This window comes from Microbacterium sp. 2FI (genome assembly GCF_005502885.1).
GTDB lineage: Bacteria > Actinomycetota > Actinomycetes > Actinomycetales > Microbacteriaceae > Microbacterium.
In genome coordinates this window covers 1-16372 of the sequence record NZ_SCMR01000036.1, presented here as the reverse complement: position 1 = coordinate 16372, position 16372 = coordinate 1, and the positions used below count along the sequence as shown (strand labels likewise).

General features: G+C 70.1%; 17 protein-coding genes. 4 read left to right on the top strand and 13 right to left on the bottom strand.

Features of this window, described 5'->3' with window-relative positions; genetic code table 11:
• Window positions 1-337: 337 nt before the first annotated feature.
• From FFS15_RS18350 to FFS15_RS18335, 4 genes are all read right to left on the bottom strand, one after another.
• Entirely contained in the window at window positions 338-847 is a 510-nt protein-coding gene (locus FFS15_RS18350; RefSeq protein ID WP_137846500.1) for a hypothetical protein, read from the bottom strand.
• A 176-nt stretch (window positions 848-1023) separates the two neighbouring features.
• Window positions 1024-1878, bottom strand: a complete 855-nt coding sequence (locus FFS15_RS18345; protein ID WP_137846499.1) for a DNA-formamidopyrimidine glycosylase family protein — start codon at window positions 1876-1878, stop codon at window positions 1024-1026.
• A 43-nt stretch (window positions 1879-1921) separates the two neighbouring features.
• Window positions 1922-2245, bottom strand: coding sequence for a hypothetical protein (locus FFS15_RS18340; RefSeq protein ID WP_212743189.1), 324 nt, complete (start codon window positions 2243-2245; stop codon window positions 1922-1924).
• Window positions 2246-2397: 152 nt separating this feature from the next.
• The gene (locus FFS15_RS18335) at window positions 2398-3939 is read right to left on the bottom strand and encodes a response regulator transcription factor (protein WP_137846498.1); all 1542 of its coding nucleotides are present in this window, start codon (window positions 3937-3939) and stop codon (window positions 2398-2400) included.
• Between the two features lie 130 nt (window positions 3940-4069).
• Between FFS15_RS18335 and FFS15_RS18330 the strand changes: the two genes are divergently transcribed.
• On the top strand, window positions 4070-4420 hold the full coding sequence (locus tag FFS15_RS18330; protein WP_137846497.1) for a LysR family transcriptional regulator: 351 nt from the start codon (window positions 4070-4072) through the stop codon (window positions 4418-4420).
• Window positions 4421-4423: 3 nt separating this feature from the next.
• On the opposite strand, the gene FFS15_RS18325 is transcribed toward FFS15_RS18330, so the two are convergent.
• Genes FFS15_RS18325 through FFS15_RS18305 form a run of 5 tightly spaced genes read right to left on the bottom strand, consistent with a single transcriptional unit; the run spans window position 4424 to window position 8981 of the window.
• On the bottom strand, window positions 4424-6085 hold the full coding sequence (locus FFS15_RS18325; RefSeq protein ID WP_137846496.1) for an ABC-F family ATP-binding cassette domain-containing protein: 1662 nt from the start codon (window positions 6083-6085) through the stop codon (window positions 4424-4426).
• A gap of 10 nt (window positions 6086-6095) precedes the next feature.
• Window positions 6096-6659, bottom strand: coding sequence for an alpha/beta hydrolase (locus FFS15_RS18320; protein ID WP_137846495.1), 564 nt, complete (start codon window positions 6657-6659; stop codon window positions 6096-6098).
• Window positions 6660-6682: 23 nt separating this feature from the next.
• A complete protein-coding gene (ychF, locus tag FFS15_RS18315; RefSeq protein WP_137846494.1) occupies window positions 6683-7756 on the bottom strand; it encodes a redox-regulated ATPase YchF in 1074 nt (357 codons plus the stop codon).
• A gap of 11 nt (window positions 7757-7767) precedes the next feature.
• Window positions 7768-8526, bottom strand: coding sequence for a class I SAM-dependent methyltransferase (locus FFS15_RS18310; protein WP_137846493.1), 759 nt, complete (start codon window positions 8524-8526; stop codon window positions 7768-7770).
• Window positions 8523-8981, bottom strand: coding sequence for a GNAT family N-acetyltransferase (locus FFS15_RS18305; protein WP_137846502.1), 459 nt, complete (start codon window positions 8979-8981; stop codon window positions 8523-8525). The genes FFS15_RS18310 and FFS15_RS18305 overlap by 4 nt, the downstream gene beginning before the upstream one ends.
• A gap of 85 nt (window positions 8982-9066) precedes the next feature.
• Between FFS15_RS18305 and FFS15_RS18300 the strand changes: the two genes are divergently transcribed.
• The 3 genes from FFS15_RS18300 to FFS15_RS18290 all read left to right on the top strand — a co-directional run bounded on the left by FFS15_RS18300 (window position 9067) and on the right by FFS15_RS18290 (window position 12477).
• Window positions 9067-10401, top strand: coding sequence for an HNH endonuclease signature motif containing protein (locus tag FFS15_RS18300; RefSeq protein WP_137846492.1), 1335 nt, complete (start codon window positions 9067-9069; stop codon window positions 10399-10401).
• Window positions 10402-10498: 97 nt separating this feature from the next.
• Window positions 10499-11101, top strand: coding sequence for a 3'-5' exonuclease (locus FFS15_RS18295; protein WP_137846491.1), 603 nt, complete (start codon window positions 10499-10501; stop codon window positions 11099-11101).
• A gap of 56 nt (window positions 11102-11157) precedes the next feature.
• On the top strand, window positions 11158-12477 hold the full coding sequence (locus FFS15_RS18290) for a DNA recombination protein RmuC (RefSeq protein ID WP_137846490.1): 1320 nt from the start codon (window positions 11158-11160) through the stop codon (window positions 12475-12477).
• A gap of 13 nt (window positions 12478-12490) precedes the next feature.
• On the opposite strand, the gene FFS15_RS18285 is transcribed toward FFS15_RS18290, so the two are convergent.
• The 4 genes from FFS15_RS18285 to FFS15_RS18270 all read right to left on the bottom strand — a co-directional run.
• Window positions 12491-12700 carry a UDP-N-acetylmuramyl pentapeptide phosphotransferase gene (locus tag FFS15_RS18285; protein WP_137846489.1) on the bottom strand — a complete coding sequence of 70 codons (210 nt, stop codon included), beginning with the start codon at window positions 12698-12700 and terminating at the stop codon, window positions 12491-12493.
• 120 nt (window positions 12701-12820) lie between these two features.
• Complete coding sequence (gene glpX, locus FFS15_RS18280; RefSeq protein ID WP_137846488.1) at window positions 12821-13810, bottom strand: class II fructose-bisphosphatase; 990 nt, start codon at window positions 13808-13810, stop codon at window positions 12821-12823.
• 115 nt (window positions 13811-13925) lie between these two features.
• Window positions 13926-15386: a GntP family transporter gene (locus FFS15_RS18275; protein WP_137846487.1), complete on the bottom strand. Its 1461-nt coding sequence runs from the start codon at window positions 15384-15386 to the stop codon at window positions 13926-13928.
• Between the two features lie 67 nt (window positions 15387-15453).
• Window positions 15454-16372: NAD(P)-dependent oxidoreductase (locus FFS15_RS18270; RefSeq protein ID WP_249354232.1), on the bottom strand; the 919-nt coding region annotated here is incomplete at its 5' end.

The window sequence follows — 16372 nt, the reverse complement described above, 5'->3', positions numbered from 1 at the left end:
CCGGCATCCCGTCCTCCCGCCCCCTCTCCCCTCACGCCTCACCCATCCCGCGTTTGGGGCGCAAACCGTGCGCGACATGCCGAGATACCCGGCGTGTCGTGCACGTAGGACGCCCCGAACCCCGGGCGTCCCCGCTCTGACGTGCCCTCGGGAACCTGTACGTCTCGCGCCTCGAACACCGCGCCGGCGGCATCCGTCCCCACCGCCCCGGTTTGGGGCGCGAACCCTGCACGACATGCCGCGGCCTCCCGCGTGTCGCGCACGTACGACGCCCCAAAACCGAGCAGCCGAGCAGCCGAGCAGCGCACAGCACGCCACCCTGCTCAGGCGACCGCGCTCAGTGGTGGATGAGCACCTTCAACGCCACGAGGATCAGGCCGAATGCGGCGGTGATGACGGCGCTGAGGATGCGCGGCACCCAGTGCGTGCTCCAGCGCGCGACCGCGATCCAGCCCAGGATGCCGAGCATCACCGTGTTCAGGATCAGAGCGATCCAGTTCGCGGTGTTGTCTTCGATCACGCGGGTCGCGCCGAGCAGAAGCACCAGCAGCGGCAGCGCAGAGGCGACGAGCATGCCCGAGGACTGATGCAGCGATGCCCGGAGGCTCGCGCGCAGTCCCGCCTGGCCATCGGTGGCCGCGAGCCGGCCGAGGGTTCCGGCATAGACGTGCGCCGCGTAGAACACGAGCACGGTGATGCCGACGGTGATGAGCGCGTTTATCGAGGTGCCGACAGCAGCGTCGCTGACGACGATCATTCCCGAGACGAGGATGAGACCGTAGATCGCCTCTTCGGTCATGAGCACGCGCGTGACGCGCGGCGGTATGTGAAGTTGCTCGTCGGTCATCGGGCGTCCGGCTTCATGGAGCGGCGCGGCACGAAAGCGGGTGCGGGGCTCAGCCGCAACTGCCGCCGCCGCAGCACGAACCCGCGGACTCCGAAGGAGCCAGCAGGTTCTTGTCGTCGGCGATGGGCTTGAGGGTGGTGGGGGCGCTCAGCGGCGAAGTCATCATGTCGTCCATGCTACTGCCGTGTTCCTGTACCGGCGTCGAGCACGGCCCCGCCCGTCTGACAGGTCGGGCAGTACTGTGCGGTCGTGCTCGAGAACGCGAAGTCGCGAACCGCATCACCGCACACCGCGCACACCTCGCCCGCGCGTCCGTGCACGCGCATCGCGGCCACCTTCGCCGCCTTCAGCCGATCGATCGGGACGCCGCGGCGATCGTCGATCGCGCCGCGGATGACTCCGACGGTGGCGTCGAAGAGCCGCTTCCGCTCGTCCTCCGAGAGCGCAGCGGCGTGCACCACCGGCGAGAGGCGGGCGAGATGCAGGATCTCGTCGGAATACGCGTTGCCGATCCCCGCGAGCGATTCCTGCTCCTGCAGCACGGACTTCAGCTGCTTGCGACGACCGACGACGACCGCGTCGAGGTCGGCCTGCGAGAACGACGGGTCTGCCGGATCGGCGCCGAGCTTGGCCACGGCCGAGATCTCGCGCGGATCGTCGACCACCGAGAGCCCGAGCGACACCCAGTTGCCGGCATCCGTGAGCTCGAGTCGCGACCCGTCGTCGCAGGCCACCGATGCGAGCGCGGGCGGAGCGTCAGGTGCGAGGTCGGCATCCACGCCCGGCCCGATCCACCGCGCCCAGCCGTGCCGGCCGAGCGAGACGCCGAGATGCTGGCCGCCGACAGCGAGGTCGAGATGCTTGCCGAACCGCTCGACGCCCGAGATCTGGGCACCGACGAGCCCGCCCGGCGGCCGCGCACGGGTCTTGACGACTCGGAACTCGAGCACGTCGACCTCGGCGATCGTGCGACCGACCACGCGCTCACCGAGGAACTCGACGAGCGCCTGAACCTCCGGCGACTCGGGCATGCCGCCATCTTCGCACCTGGCGCCGACACGCCGGGATCCGCCGTCACGACGACAAGACGCGATCCGGCCGCTTGACCGACTGGACTGAGTCGGCCGAAGCGCGCACGACCGCTCGCCGCTGGCGCACGCACAGCCACAGCATCACTCCGCACGAGATCACGTAGAAGCTGTGCAGCGCCCAGATCGGCCCGAGCGGCAGCGAGAACACGTACAGCGAGTAGACGACGTTCGCGGCGTTGATCATGACGAGGCTCGCCAGGCTGTAAGACGAGACATCGCCGGTGCGCAGCGCCTTGCGCAGCATCGGAAGGTTGCTCACCGCGAAGACGACGGTCGAGGCCGTCCCTGCGACGATGGCGATGTCCATGTCCGAAACGGTAGGCGCAGCATCCACCCGTGCGCGTCGACCGAATCACCCATCTTCTCGCGAGGCCCGGATGAGCAGATATATGCAGACGCTCTCGCAGGCTCTGCGCAGACGATATGCAGACGAGGGATGCCGAAGCCCTCGTCACCGGCTCAGATGAGTCCCTGCTCGTAGGCGTACGCGGTCGCAGCGGTGCGCGAGGAGACCCCGACCTTGAGGAAGATGTTGCTCAGGTGCCGTGCCACGGTCTTCTCACTGAGCGACAGCTGCGCCGCGATGGCGCGGTTGGTGAGGCCGGTGGCGGCCAGGCGCAGCACCTCGATCTCTCGGGCGGTGAGGTTAACCGCCGGCCGCCCGCCGGTGAGGACTTCCAGCGCCGCCAGGTCGGCTCGCGCACCGAGCTCGGCGAAGGTCGCGTGTGCCGCCGCGAACTCGGCGGAAGCCTCATCGTGCCGGTCCGCAGCAGCGAGGGCGCGGCCGGCGAGCACATGACACCGAGCGACTTCGCAGGGTGCGTCGAGCGCATCCCATGCCGCGAGGGCGCTGCCCGCAGCCGCGAGCGCCGCAGCGGGCTCGCCCTCGGCGAGCAGCACGCCGGCCTCGGCGAACGCGGCGACCGCCGTCAGCAGCGGCGTCGGCGCGGACCGCGCACGGGCGGCGAGTTCATCGGCGACCTGCCGTGCAGCGCCGGTGTCACCCACCGCGATCTCGATCTGCACCATCGCGGGAAGCAGCCGCCGTCTGGTCGCGTCATCGGCGCCCGCCGCGATGCTGCGGATCATCGTCTGCGCGCCGCGCACATCGCCGTCGGCGAGGGTCGCGAGGGCGAGACCGGGCTGCGGATCCCACCCCGTCGCGCCGGCGCGCAGATAGTGCTCGCGCGCCGGGCGCAGCTCGCCGCGCAGCCGGTGGAGTTCGCCGAGCTGGTAGTTCGCGACGTAACCGGCCGTGAAGTCGCCGGCGCGCAGGGCCTCTTCGGCGAGGTGGGCATGGACGGATGCCGTGGCCCACCGCCCGTGCAGGAGGAGCAGCTGAGCGCGATAGGCGTGCGCCTGCCCCGTGTAGGCGACCATGCCGGGACGACCGCTGCACCAGTCCTCGAAGGTCGTCGTCCAGCGCTCGGCCCGCTCGAGATCGAAGCCCTCGTGGCAGACGTCGAGCGCGACGCGGAAGAGGATGCACGTCGCCAACGGCGTCATCGTGTCGGTGACGACGGTTGCGACGGCGGCGTCGAGGTCGGCGAGGCCCTCGGCCGTCCGCCCGATCGTCGTCAGGCACTTCCCATGACCGAAGGACGCGAAGGCCGCCAGCTCGCGATCGCCCGAGCGCTCCGCCGTCTCTGCGATCTCGTCGAACCGTCGCATCGCGTCCTCGATGTCACCGACGAACAGCGCGGTGAGAGCCGCCGGCACGAGGGCGACGAGCCCGCCGACGGCACCCGGCTCGCCGAGGCGCTGAGCGAGGCGGAGCCCCCGTGCGACCCAGGTTGCGGACTGCGTGACCTCGCCCGTCTCCAGAAGCTGGAGCGCCAACCATCCCGCCGTGCGCGCGGCGCCGACGGTGTCGGCCGCGGCGAGGTAGGCCTCGTGGGCTCGGGTGAGCGCATCGACGGCTTCCGACACCCGCCCCTGCAGGAACGATGTCGTCGACAGCACTTCGAGCTCGGGTGCGGAACGCCCCTCCGTCGCGACCATCGCGCCCCCGCCCGAGCGAACATCCGGCTGCCGGGAGGCAGCATCGGCACCGTGTGGGAAACGTAGCGCCGAGGCGTTCGCGCCGCAAGGGCCGGATACCCTGGCAGGTAGCCGACCGGAAGGGTGTGCCGTGAACATCTCGCAGCTGCAGCGGTTCGTCGCCGTCGTCGACGAAGACGTGCACTTTCCGCGCGCCGCCGAAGCGCTCGGCATCCCTCTCGCCTCACTCAACTCGTCGATGGACAAGCTCGAGGCCGAGGTCGGGCATCCGCTCTTCGTCCGCAGCAAGGCCGGGTTCACCCTGACGCCTGCCGGCAATCTGCTGCTCGATGAGGCGAAGCGGCAGATCGCCGCAGCGCCCCAGGCGCCGAAGCCCCCGGCGAAGCCGGCGGGCGGCAAGGCCAAGGCCTCGAAGGGCAAGGGGCGAGCTCCGGCGGTGAAGGGACAGCCGAAGCCGTTCAAGAAGCGGCAGGGGCGGTGACCGCTACAGCTCGGTGACCCGCCCACCCTCGACACGCCAGTGCCGATCGGTCTCGACGGTGTCCAGCATCCGTCGGTCGTGCGTGACCAGCAGCAGCGTGCCGTCGTACGAGGCGAGCGCCTGCTCGAGCTGCTCGATCGCCGGCAGATCGAGATGGTTGGTGGGCTCGTCGAGCACCAGCACGTTCACTCCCCGCGCCTGCAGCAGCGCGAGACCCGCGCGCGTGCGCTCGCCCGGCGACAGCTCGTCGACCGCGCGCAGCACGTGATCGGCCTTGAGCCCGAACTTCGCCAGCAGAGTGCGCACCTCGCCGGCAGCCATCGACGGGACGAGCGGCTCGAAAGCGTCCGCGAGCGGCTCGGGCCCGACGAACGACGAGCGCGCCTGATCGATCTCGCCGATCTGCACGTTCGCGCCGAGGCTTGCGGTGCCCGCGTCGGGCAGCTGCCGGCCGAGCAGGGCACGCAGGAGCGTCGACTTGCCGGCGCCGTTGGGCCCCGTGATGCCGATGCGCTCCCCCGCATTCACCTGCAGCGACACCGGCCCGAGGGTGAACGAACCCTGGCGGAACTCCGCCGAACTGAGCGTCGCCACCACCGTGCTCGATCGCGGCGCAGACCCGATCGTGAACTCGAGCTGCCACTCCTTGCGCGGCTCGTCCACCTCGTCGAGCCGAGCGATCCGGCTCTCCATCTGGCGCACCTTCTGCGCCTGCTTCTCGCTCGACTCGGTCGCGGCCTTTCGCCGGATCTTGTCGTTGTCGGGAGACTTCTTCATCGCATTGCGCACGCCCTGGCTCGACCACTCGCGCTGCACGCGCGCCCGGGCGACCAGGTCGGCCTTCTTCTCGGCGAACTCGTCGTACTTCTCGCGCTGACGCCGGCGCACGGTCGCGCGCTCTTCGAGGTAAGCGTCGTACCCGCCGCCGTACACGCGATTCGACGCCTGCGCGAGGTCGAGTTCGAGCACGCGCGTGACGCACCGCGCGAGGAACTCGCGATCGTGGCTCACAAGAACCACGCCCCCACGGATGCCGCGCACGAACGTCTCGAGCCGCTTGAGCCCGTCGAGGTCGAGGTCGTTCGTCGGCTCGTCGAGCAGCACGATGTCGAAGCGCGAAAGCAGGAGCGCTGCGAGACCGACGCGCGCCGCCTGACCACCGGAGAGCGACGTCATCAGAGCCCGCCCCGGCGCCTCGCCGAGGTCGAGGCCGAGATCGGCCAGCACGACGGGCACGCGCTCGTCGAGGTCGGCGGCGCCGCTGGCGAGCCAGCGGTCCAGCGCCGCGGAGTAGACATCCGCCGGGTCGACGCCGGGGGCGGCAAGGGACGGGTCGCCGAGCGCTGCGGCCGCGGCATCCATGTCGGCCGTCGCCTGGGCGCAGCCGGTGCGACGCGCGATGTATTCCGCGACCGTCTCACCGGTGATGCGCTCGTGCTCCTGCGGCAGCCAGCCGACGAAGGCATCGGCCGGCGACAGCGAGACGCTGCCGGCCTGCGGCTCGTCGATGCCGGCGAGCAGGCGCAGGAACGTCGACTTTCCGGCGCCGTTCGCGCCGACCACCCCGACCACATCGCCCGGCGCGACGGTCAGGTCGAGCGAGTCGAACAGGGTGCGGTGCCCGTAGCCCCCGGCGAGGCCCTGGGCGACGAGAGTCGCGGTCATCGTGCGGTGCTCAGTCCCAGTCGAGGTATTCCTCGATGATGAACGCGGTGTCGATCGGGTTCGTCGCGGGGAACAGGTGACCGGCGCCGGCGATCACCTTCAGCGACGCGCGCTCGGGGGCGGTGGCCTGCAGCTGCTCGCCGTGCACCGGCGGGGTCACATCATCGGTCGATCCCTGGATGATGAGCACCGGGATGACGGGGGCGAGCGGGATGTCCTGATCCTCGACGCCGAGGAGCAGCAGGCCGTTGACGCGGTCGTGGTGCACGGCCGAGAAGGCGCGCGCCACGGTGCCGCCCGCACCGTGGCCGCCGATCCACGTGTGCTCGAGACCGAGGTGGTCGATCACCGCGACGGCATCCGCGACGCTCTCGTCGAGCGATCCGGCATCGGGACGGATGCCGATGCGCACGACGTGGAAGCCGGCCTCCTCGACGAGATAGTGGCTGATGACGCCCAGGACGTCGCGGTCCTGCCCGGGCTCGGGGATCAGGACGAGGGAGACGGGCCCCTCGCCCTCGACGACGAAGGGGATGGCGCGCCCGTCGGGCTCGAAGATCTGCGTGTCGGTCATCGTGTCCTCCGGCGTGAGATCGATCAGACGTTGAAGCGGAACTCGACGACGTCGCCGTCCTGCATGACGTACTCCTTGCCCTCGAGGCGGGCCTTGCCGCGGTGACGGGCTTCGAGAACCGAGCCCGCGTCCACCAGATCGTCGAACGAGATGACCTCGGCTTTGATGAAGCCCTTCTCGAAGTCGGTGTGGATGACGCCGGCAGCCTGCGGAGCCTTCCAGCCCTTGCCGATCGTCCACGCACGCGCTTCCTTCGGACCCGCCGTGAGGTAGGTCTGCAGACCCAAGGTGTCGAAGCCGATGCGGGCGAGCTGGTCGAGACCCGACTCGTCCTGGCCCGTCGACGCCAGGAGCTCGGCGGCGTCCTCAGGGTCGAGGTCGATGAGCTCCGACTCGATCTTCGCGTCGAGGAAGACCGCGTGAGCCGGGGCCACGAGCGCCTCGAGCGCGTCCTTGGCCGCGGCATCCGTCAGAATCGCCTCGTCGACGTTGAAGACGTAGATGTAGGGCTTCGCGGTGAGGAGGCCGAGCTCCTTGATCGGGGCGAGGTCGAGACCCGAATGGGAGAGCAGGATGCCGCGCTCGAGCGCGTCCTTCGCGGCGACGGCCGCTTCGAGCGACGAGGGGTCGGCCTTCTTGCCCTTGACCTCCTTCTCGATGCGCGGGATCGCCTTCTCGAGGGTCTGCAGATCGGCGAGCTGCAGCTCGGCGTTGATCGTCTCGAGGTCGTTCTTCGGGTTCACGCCGCCCTCGACGTGCACGACGTCGTCGTCGGTGAAGCCGCGCACGACCTGCGCGATCGCGTCGGCCTCACGGATGTTCGCGAGGAACTGGTTCCCGAGCCCTTCGCCCTCCGACGCGCCGCGCACGATGCCTGCGATGTCGACGAATGACACCGTCGCCGGCAGGATGCGCTCGGAGTGGAAGACCTCGGCGAGCTTCGCCAGCCGCGGATCGGGAAGGCTCACCACGCCGACGTTCGGCTCGATCGTCGCGAACGGATAGTTCGCCGCGAGCACGTCGTTCTTGGTCAGCGCGTTGAAGAGGGTGGACTTGCCGACGTTGGGCAGGCCGACGATGCCGATAGTGAGAGCCACGTCGGCCAAGTCTACGTGGGACGGATGCCGGTGCCTGCGTCGGGTCGGGCATAGCGGAAGGATGCCGTGACGTACGGCAGACCGATCGATGCGCGTCCGCGCGTCTCGGCGTGACTCTCGAGAACGTCGACGACGTCGTCGAGGGTGTGCTGCTGCTCGGCGGCGGTCAGCAGAGCGAAGTAGCTGCGCGAGCGCACGTCGGCGAGGATCTCGTCACGCGTGCACGGGCGCACCCACTCGTCGAACCGCCGTTCGGGTTCGCCGAACGGGCCGTCAACCGCCGGGTCGTCGGTCTCGCCTCGGAAGTGATCGCCGTCAGCGCGCATCGCGGCGCCGAGCGCGCGCACCCACGGCACCCGCTCGTCGCGGAGGTTCCACACGAGCCCGAGTCGTCCGCCTGGGCGGAGCACGCGCGCCACCTCCGCGGTCGCGGCCGGCACATCGACCCAGTGCCACGCCTGCGCGAAGGTCACCAGGTCGGCGGACGCGTCGGGCAGCGGCATCCGCTCCCCCGTTCCCTCGACCGCCTCGATTCCTTCGAGCGAGGCGCGGAGCGTCGCCAGCATGGCCCGCGACGGCTCGACGGCGATCACAGTCCGCGCGCGGCCGTCGAGCAGGCGCGTGAACAGGCCCGTGCCCGCACCCACATCGACCACGGTGCCGGCGTGCTGCCCGACGAGCCAGTCGACCGCCGCCCGCGGGTAGGACGGCCGCGCCGTGGCGTAGAGCTCGGCGACAGCGTCGAAGTCGGCCGCGTCCTGAGGTGTCATGACGGCACCGCGCGGGTGGGCTGCATGTCGTACGTCACCCAGGGCGTCGCCACCGCGTGCGCGTCGTACACAGATCTGGCCGCTGCGTTGTCAGGCGCCGTGATCCACCGCACGACACTGCCGCCTGCCTCGCCCGCACGCGCCGCGGCATGCTCGAGCAACGCGCCGGCAGCACCGCCGCCTCGTGCTTCCGGCGCGGTGAAGAGGTCGTCGAGATACAGCCCAATCGTCGCGGACGACGGACGAGCGAACCACCGCAGGTTCGCGAGGGCGACAAGGCAGTCACCGTCGTCGACGGCCACGAGCCCGACGAGACCGTGCTCACCATCTCGTACCCACTGCCATGTGGTCCTGACGGCGTCCGAATCCTCAGGAAGCCGATAGAACGCGCGATAGCCGGCATAGAGGTGCGACCAGGCATCCTGATCACGAGGCTCCACCGCCCGGACTTTCATGTTCACCCGGCAAACCCTACAAGTCGGCGTTCGGGTTGCTTCTCGGGGCCGGTTCAATGTCGGAGGTATGTTCTAGCTTTGACTCATGGCTGAAGACCTCGACGACTTCGATCCACCCGATGAGGGCTGGGTCGATGTGTCGCGTGATGCGGATTGGGACGCCGACGTTCCCGACGCGGTGGACCTGGTGCTCGAGGCCGCGACGCTCGAGTCAGTGTTCGCGGCGCAGCGTCTCGCCCGTGTCGATGCGATGCGGCGCGAGCTGCTCGCCGAGGCGGGCGGGCGCGGCGCAGGCGTCACCGACATCGTCGAGCGATCGATCCGGCTCGAGCTGGCCGCGGCGATGCGGATCACCGAGTACGCCGCCGGTCGCATGCTCGCGCAGGCCGAGGCGCTGGTGCGCCGATACCCGCACGCGCTCGACGCACTCGGCGGCGGGCGGATCACCCCGAAGCACGCAGAGATACTGGTCGACGACGTCGATCAGCTGCCGCCCGAACTGCGCGACCGGGTGGTCGAGCGCGCGATCGAGCTCGCCGAGGCCCAGCCTGTCGGCACGTTCCGCCGCGCGCTGCGGGCTCTGATCGAGACCGTGCAGGCCGCAACACTCGAACAGCGCCATCGGTCGGCCGTCGAGACGCGGCGCATCGCCCTCGAGCGCGGGCACGACGGCATGGCGATGCTGCTGCTCCATGCGCCCGAGGTCGAACTGCAGGCGATCTTCACCCGCGCGACGGCAATCGCGAAGACCATCACCTCACAGCCCGGCGAGACGCGCACGCTCGATCAGGTGCGCGCCGATGTGCTGTGCGATCTGCTGATCGACGGTCGCACGGATGCGGTCCCTGTCGAGGCGCGCGGCATCCGGGCTTCGGTCGTCGTGACGGTTCCCGTGCTCTCGCTCCTCGACGAGTCCGCCGGTGGCGGCGAGGACGCCGAGGGCACCGATCCCCCGGTCGTCGAGGGAATCGGGCCGATCCCGCTGTCGCGGGCACGCGAGCTGTGCGGCGGTGACGCGTCGTGGATGCGGGTGCTCACCCACCCCGAGACCGGCATGGTCCTCTCGGTCGGGCGTGAGCAGTATCGACCGCCCGCGATGCTGCGCAAGCTCACGAAATGGCGGGCGGATCGGTGCATGGGACCCGGATGCGGGATGCCCGCGTCGCGGTGCGAGATCGATCATCAGGTCGCGTGGCACGACGGCGGTGACACGTCCCTCGAGAACAATGCGCCCTTCTGCAAGGGGCACCACATCGTCAAGCACCACGGCGGGTGGCGGGTGACGCAGCTCGCGGGAAGCGGCGGCGCGATCGAGTGGGTATCCCCGACCGGGCGAAGGTATGTCGTGCAACCCGAGAGACGCGTCCCCGTGTTCCGGGTAAGCGCGCCGAGTCACGACGCGTCCGACGCGCCGTTCTGAGACCGGGACGGGTTCGCGGGCGCGGCGCCGAACCCGATCACGACATCGGGCGGCGCGCCTGCCGCCACCCACCCGACGCTCGGGTGAGTCTGAGGGGGTGCCCCTGGACTTCACCGCGATCGACTTCGAGACGGCGAACTCCAGCAACGCGTCGGCCTGCGCGGTCGGACTTGTCCGGGTGCGCGGCGGTGAAGTGGTGGCCCAGACCGGGTGGCTCATCCGCCCGCCCGCGGGCCACGACCGGTTCTTCGAGCTGAACACGCGCATCCACGGCATCCGCGAAGAAGACGTCGTCGACGCCCCCACGTGGACCCAGCAGCTCAGCGCGATAGCCGCCTTCGCAGGCGATGACGTGCTGGTCGCGCACAACGCTGGATTCGACATGGCGGTGCTCAAGCGCGCGTGCGAGGCGACGGGCGACGAGTGCCCGCCGTTCCGCTACGCCTGCAGCCTGCAGCTGGCTCGGCGTGTGTACGACCTCGAGTCCTATCGACTCCCATTCGTCGCCGCCGAGGCGGGGTTCGGCGCCTTCGCCCACCACAACGCCACCGCAGACGCCCTCGCCTGCGCTCACGTGATGCTCGACGCCGCGCGCCGGCTCGGCGTCACCGACATCGACGCGCTTGCCGAATCGGCCGGCATCCGGGTGTCGCAGATCACGGTCGCCGAGGCGCCGGCCGTCTCTTTCGCCGTCGCCTGAGAGCGCCCGCGGGCATTCGCGCCTGCGATGTCGGAGCCCTCCGGCATCCTTTCCCCATGGACGCACTCACGCTCTCGATCATCGCCATCGCGACGCTGGCGCTGGGGGCGCTCGCCGGCTGGGCCGCCGGCACGGCCCGCGGTGCCGCACGAGCAACGCGCGAGACTGCTGACCTCCGCACGCGCGTCGCGACCGCCGAGGCGACGCGCCAGGGCGTGCAGGCGCAACTCGACCACCAGCACGCGCTCTACCGCGAGCTGGCCGGCCAGGCGCGCGCCGATCAGGCGGCGCGCGAAGAGCGCGAGCGGCGCGAGCAGTCGGTGCTGCGGGCCCTCGCACCCGTGCAGGAGACGCTGCAGAGCATGCAGACGAAGGTCGACGAGCTCGAGCGTGAGCGGCAGACCCAGTACGGCTCGCTCGCTGAGCAGCTGCGGCGCGCGCACGAATCCGACGAGGCGCTGCGGGCGACGACCGAATCCCTCGCCGGCGCGCTGCGCTCAGGCACCACGCGCGGCGTGTGGGGCGAGACTCAGCTGCGTCGCGTCGTCGAGGCCGCAGGCCTGACGCGCTACGTCGACTTCGATCTGCAGACGTCGATCGCGACGGATGCCGGCGCTGGACGCCCCGACATGGTCATCCGCCTCCCCGGCGACAAGGCGATCGCCGTCGACGCGAAGGTGCCGCTCGACGCGTACCTCGAAGCCAGTGCGATCCCCTTCACAGCCCAGGGCGCAGAAGCCGCGCGGCGGCGCACCCTGCTCGACAAGCATGTCAAGGCGGTGCGGGCGCACATCGACGCACTGGCGAAGAAGACGTACTGGGCGGGGTTGAGTTCGAGTCCCGAGTTCGTGGTGTGCTTCGTGCCGAGCGAGTCGCTGCTGGCTGCAGCGCTCGAAGAGGATCCGTCGCTGCTCGACTACGCGTTCGGCAAGCGCGTCGCGCTCGCGTCACCGGTCAATCTCTGGGCGGTGCTGAAGACCGTCGCCTACACCTGGACACAGCAGGATGTCTCTGCCGAAGCGCGCACCCTCTTCGACCTCGGCAACCAGCTCTACGAGCGGCTCGGCGGACTCGCAACGCACGCCGACGACCTGCGCCGCGCGATCGAGCGCACCGTCGACAGCTACAACCGCTTCACCGGCTCACTCGAAACGCGGGTTCTGGTGAGCGCGCGGAAGTTCCCCGGCATCGACGCGACGAAGCTCGACGCCGTTTCGGCACCGCCCGCCATCGAGAAGGCACCCCGCCGCCTCACCGCGCCCGAGCTGCTCGACGGGATCGTGCTGGACGACGAGCCCGATGCCGTGGCCGACGCGGTGACCGCTGATCTGGGCGAGCTGCGTGATCGCTTCGCCCCCGCGAACGAGGGCGAGTGAGTGCAGGTGGGGGTCAGGCGCCGCCGGGCACGAAGCTGAGCAGCAGGATCACGGCGACCGAGACCCCGACGAAGGCCCCGATCATCCACCAGGCGCTGACCTCGTGGCCCTCGTCGCGACGGACGCGCAGCAGCACATCCGGGCGGCGGGCGGGGTCGACGGCGTTTGCGACCACGGCCTGAGCACCGGTCTGCGGCGACGAGCCACCTAGCTGTGCGGACATCTCGGAAACTCCCTAGATCTGGGAAAAGTCACTCTGCGTCCCCGTTGACACCGTTCCGATTCTGCCAGAGATGCCCCCGGCCTGCATCACGAACGCGTCACGACACTCCGACCGAGATCCTCACAGCCACTTCGAGACGAGGTGCTCCGAGGTGATGCGCCGCAGCGTTCCGGATGCTCCACGCAGCACGACACTCTCGGTGTAGAGATAGCCGCCGTCGCGACGCACGCCCGCGACGAGTTGGCCGTCGGTGACGCCGGTCGCCACGAAGATGGTGTTGCTGCCGCGCACCAGGTCATCGGCCTCGTAGACGTGGTCGTCGAGGAGGAGGCCGGCATCCAGCCCCTTCTGCTTCTCGTCGTCGTCGCGCGGCCACAGCCGACCCTGGATGTGACCACCCAGAGCCTTGATCGCGCACGCCGTGACGATGCCCTCCGGACTGCCGCCGATCCCGACGCACATGTCGGTGCGGGCGTTGTGACGTGCGGCGTTGATGCCGCCTGCCACGTCGCCGTCCGACATCAGGCGCGTGCCCGCGCCCGCTTCGCGGATCTCCTCGATGAGCTGCTCATGACGCGGGCGGTGCAGCACCGAGACGACGAGCTCGTCGACGGGCTTGCCCAGCGCCTTCGAAAGGAGACGGATGTTCTCGCCGATCGGCAGGCGGATGTCGACGACGCCGACGCCCGCAGGTCCCGTGACCAGCTTGTCCATGTAGAACACGCTCGACGCATCGAGCATCGTGCCGTGATCCGAGACCGCGATGACCGACAGCGCGTTGTTGCGGCCGGCGGCCGTCAGCGACGTTCCGTCGATGGGATCGACCGCGACGTCGCATTTCGGGCCACGCCCGTTGCCCACGCGCTCGCCGTTGAAAAGCATCGGCGCTTCGTCCTTCTCGCCTTCGCCGATCACGATCGTGCCGTCGAAGTTGACGGTCGTGAAGAACGCGCGCATCGCGTCGACTGCGGCCCCGTCGGCAGCCTCCTTCGCCCCGCGTCCGATGAACGGCACCGCACGGATCGACGCCGCCTCGGTTGCGCGCACGAGTTCGAGTGCGAGATTGCGATCGGGATGCAGCGGACTCATGTCCGCGGTCAGACTCACCATGGTGCCACCCTAGCCAGCATGCTTCCGCGAGACGGCGTCTTTGCAGCCGCTGTGCGCGAAGGATTCGCAATTCTTTCGCGTCCGGCAGAAGCCGACCCCGCGATCGCTCCGACGCTCATACGCTCGCTCCCCCGACGATGAGCCACACGATCCACGTGAGCGCGAAGCCCGTGAGTCCGAGGATCGTCGTCAGCACCGTCCAGCTGCGCAGGCCATCTCCGACGCTGAGTCCGAGGTAGCGCGTGACGACCCAGAAGCCGGAGTCGTTCACGTGCGAGAGGCCGAGGGCGCCGAAGGCGATCGAGAGCGCGATCACCACGATCTGGATCGGGCTGTAACCGCCCGACGTCACGGCTTCGGCCATGAGACCCGCCGTCGTGAGGATGGCGACGGTCGCCGACCCCTGAGCCGCCCGCAGCGCGAGCGAGACGAGGAATGCCAGCAGGATGATCGGCAGCCCCGTCGCCAGCAGTGTGTCGGCGAGCGCACGACCGATTCCCGACTCCGTGAGGATGCGCGCGAACGCGCCGCCCGCGCCGGTGACGAGGATCACGATCGCCGCGGGCGGCAGCGCCGACTCGAAGACGTCCGAGATGTGCGCGCTGCTCCAGCCGCGACGGACACCGAGGAAGAAGCCCGCCAGCAGAACGGTCACCAGCAGCGCGAAGATCGGCGCGCCGATGAAGCCGAGGATGTCGCGCGCGGGCGAACCGGCCGGCAGCACGGTGGCCGCCGTCGTGCCGAGCCCGATCATCACGAGCGGCGTGAGGATGAGCGTCAGGATCATCGCCGCCGAGGGGGGCGCCTCGGTGCGGGTCATCGTGCCGGTCATCGTGGTACCGGGGCCGACGCCGCCGTTGCCGGTTCCGGTGTCGTCACCGCCGCCGAAGTCCTCGAACATGACCTTCGTCGAAGCAAGCATCGGGAAGTCGCGTCGGTTCAGCCACTTCGAGACGAAGTGCGAGAGCACGCCGAGCGGGATCGCGATCGCGATGCCGAGGAGCGTCAGCATCCCGACGTCGGCGCCGAGCAGCGCCGCGCCGCCGACGATGCCGGGATGCGGCGGAACGGCCACGTGGACCGCGAGCATGATGCCGGCGATCGGCAGGCCGAACTTCACCGGGTTGAGGCCGGCGGCGTGGCTGAAGCCGTAGATGATCGGCACCAGGATGATGAACCCGACGTCGAAGAAGACCGGGATCGCCAGCACGAGCGCTGCCGCGGTGAGAGCGCCCGAGACCCGGCGCGGGCCGAGCAGCTTCGTGAAGCGGCCGGCGAGGCTCGACGCACCTCCCGAGAGCTCGATGATGCGGCCGAGCATCGACCCGAGCGCGACGAGGATCGCGACCGACCCGAGCGTGCCGCCCATGCCGGCGATGATCGCGGGGATGATGCCGAGCTGCTCGGGCGAATCCTCGGTCGCCGGAATCGTCGCGAGCGGGATGCCGGCGGCGAGACCCACGAGGATGCTCGTGATCAGCAGCGCGAGGAATGCGTTGACCTTGAGGCGGACGATCAGCAGCAGGAGAAGGAGGATTCCTCCGACTCCGATCGCGAGCAGGACGGGAACGGACATGAGCGTGTCTCCTTTGACGTTCTTCGGTGGGGTTCGGTGAGGGGCTTCGGTGGAGGTGTGTCGGGGATCAACCCGCGCGACGAGCCGGGGCGATGACGCGGATGACGGCGGAATCGTCGCGCTCACCGAGCCCGTGCGCCTCGCCGAGCAGGAACAGCTGCTCGGCCGCAGCGGCGATCGGCGTCGCGAGGTGCGCCGCGCGGGCGGCCTTGTTCACGATCCCCATGTCCTTGACGAAGATGTCGAGGCGGCTGAGCACTTCGGCGCCACCCTCGTCGTAGGCCTGGAGGGCGCGCGGCCCGCGATTTCCGAGCATGAATGATGCCGCTGCGCCCGCCCCGAGGGCCTCGAGCGTGCGCTCGGGGTCGAGGCCGAGGGCGTCGGCGAGGGCGAGCGCCTCGGCGGCGGCGGCGATGTGCACGCCGCACAGGAGCTGGTTGACCGTCTTGAGAGCCTGACCGTCGCCCGGCCGGTCGCCGACGACGGTGAGCGTCGAGGCGAGGCGCTCGAGAACGGGCTGAGCTTTTGCTCGAGCCTCGGGGGTCGCGCCGACGACGATCAGCAGGTCGCCGCCACCCGCGCGGGCGGGGCCGCCGCTGAGCGGTGCATCGACGAGCGCGACGCCGTGCTCGGCGAGCTGCGCGACGACCTCGGCGATCCCGTCGGTGCCGACGGTACTGGTGAGGATCACGATCGCCCCCGGCGCGAGGCTCGGCGCGATGCCCGCCTCCCCGAAGAGCACCTCGGCGAGCTGGGCGGAGTCGCGCACGGCGAGAAGGACGGCATCCGCGCCCTCGACGGCCTCGCGGGACGAGTCGCAGCCGACGATGCCGGCAGCGCCGGCCAGCTCCAGCCGCGCGGGGTTGATGTCGAACCCGCGGACGGTGAGATCCTCTGCCAGGCGCGTGGCCATCGGAAGCCCCATCGCCCCGAGCCCGAGGACCGCGACGGTGAGTGCGGTGGTGTCGGGGGTGGGAGTGGAGGTG

Excerpts from the sequence above, each read along its gene's own strand:
- FFS15_RS18350 (WP_137846500.1), bottom strand. The coding sequence starts at position 847 with ATGACCGACGAGCAACTTCACATACCGCCGCGCGTCACGCGCGTGCTC.
- FFS15_RS18345 (WP_137846499.1), bottom strand. The coding sequence starts at position 1,878 with ATGCCCGAGTCGCCGGAGGTTCAGGCGCTCGTCGAGTTCCTCGGTGAG.
- FFS15_RS18340 (WP_212743189.1), bottom strand. The coding sequence starts at position 2,245 with ATGGACATCGCCATCGTCGCAGGGACGGCCTCGACCGTCGTCTTCGCG.
- FFS15_RS18335 (WP_137846498.1), bottom strand. The coding sequence starts at position 3,939 with ATGGTCGCGACGGAGGGGCGTTCCGCACCCGAGCTCGAAGTGCTGTCG.
- FFS15_RS18325 (WP_137846496.1), bottom strand. The coding sequence starts at position 6,085 with ATGACCGCGACTCTCGTCGCCCAGGGCCTCGCCGGGGGCTACGGGCAC.
- FFS15_RS18320 (WP_137846495.1), bottom strand. The coding sequence starts at position 6,659 with ATGACCGACACGCAGATCTTCGAGCCCGACGGGCGCGCCATCCCCTTC.
- FFS15_RS18310 (WP_137846493.1), bottom strand. The coding sequence starts at position 8,526 with ATGACACCTCAGGACGCGGCCGACTTCGACGCTGTCGCCGAGCTCTAC.
- FFS15_RS18305 (WP_137846502.1), bottom strand. The coding sequence starts at position 8,981 with ATGAAAGTCCGGGCGGTGGAGCCTCGTGATCAGGATGCCTGGTCGCAC.
- FFS15_RS18300 (WP_137846492.1), top strand. The coding sequence starts at position 9,067 with ATGGCTGAAGACCTCGACGACTTCGATCCACCCGATGAGGGCTGGGTC.
- FFS15_RS18290 (WP_137846490.1), top strand. The coding sequence starts at position 11,158 with ATGGACGCACTCACGCTCTCGATCATCGCCATCGCGACGCTGGCGCTG.
- FFS15_RS18285 (WP_137846489.1), bottom strand. The coding sequence starts at position 12,700 with ATGTCCGCACAGCTAGGTGGCTCGTCGCCGCAGACCGGTGCTCAGGCC.
- glpX (WP_137846488.1), bottom strand. The coding sequence starts at position 13,810 with ATGGTGAGTCTGACCGCGGACATGAGTCCGCTGCATCCCGATCGCAAT.
- FFS15_RS18275 (WP_137846487.1), bottom strand. The coding sequence starts at position 15,386 with ATGTCCGTTCCCGTCCTGCTCGCGATCGGAGTCGGAGGAATCCTCCTT.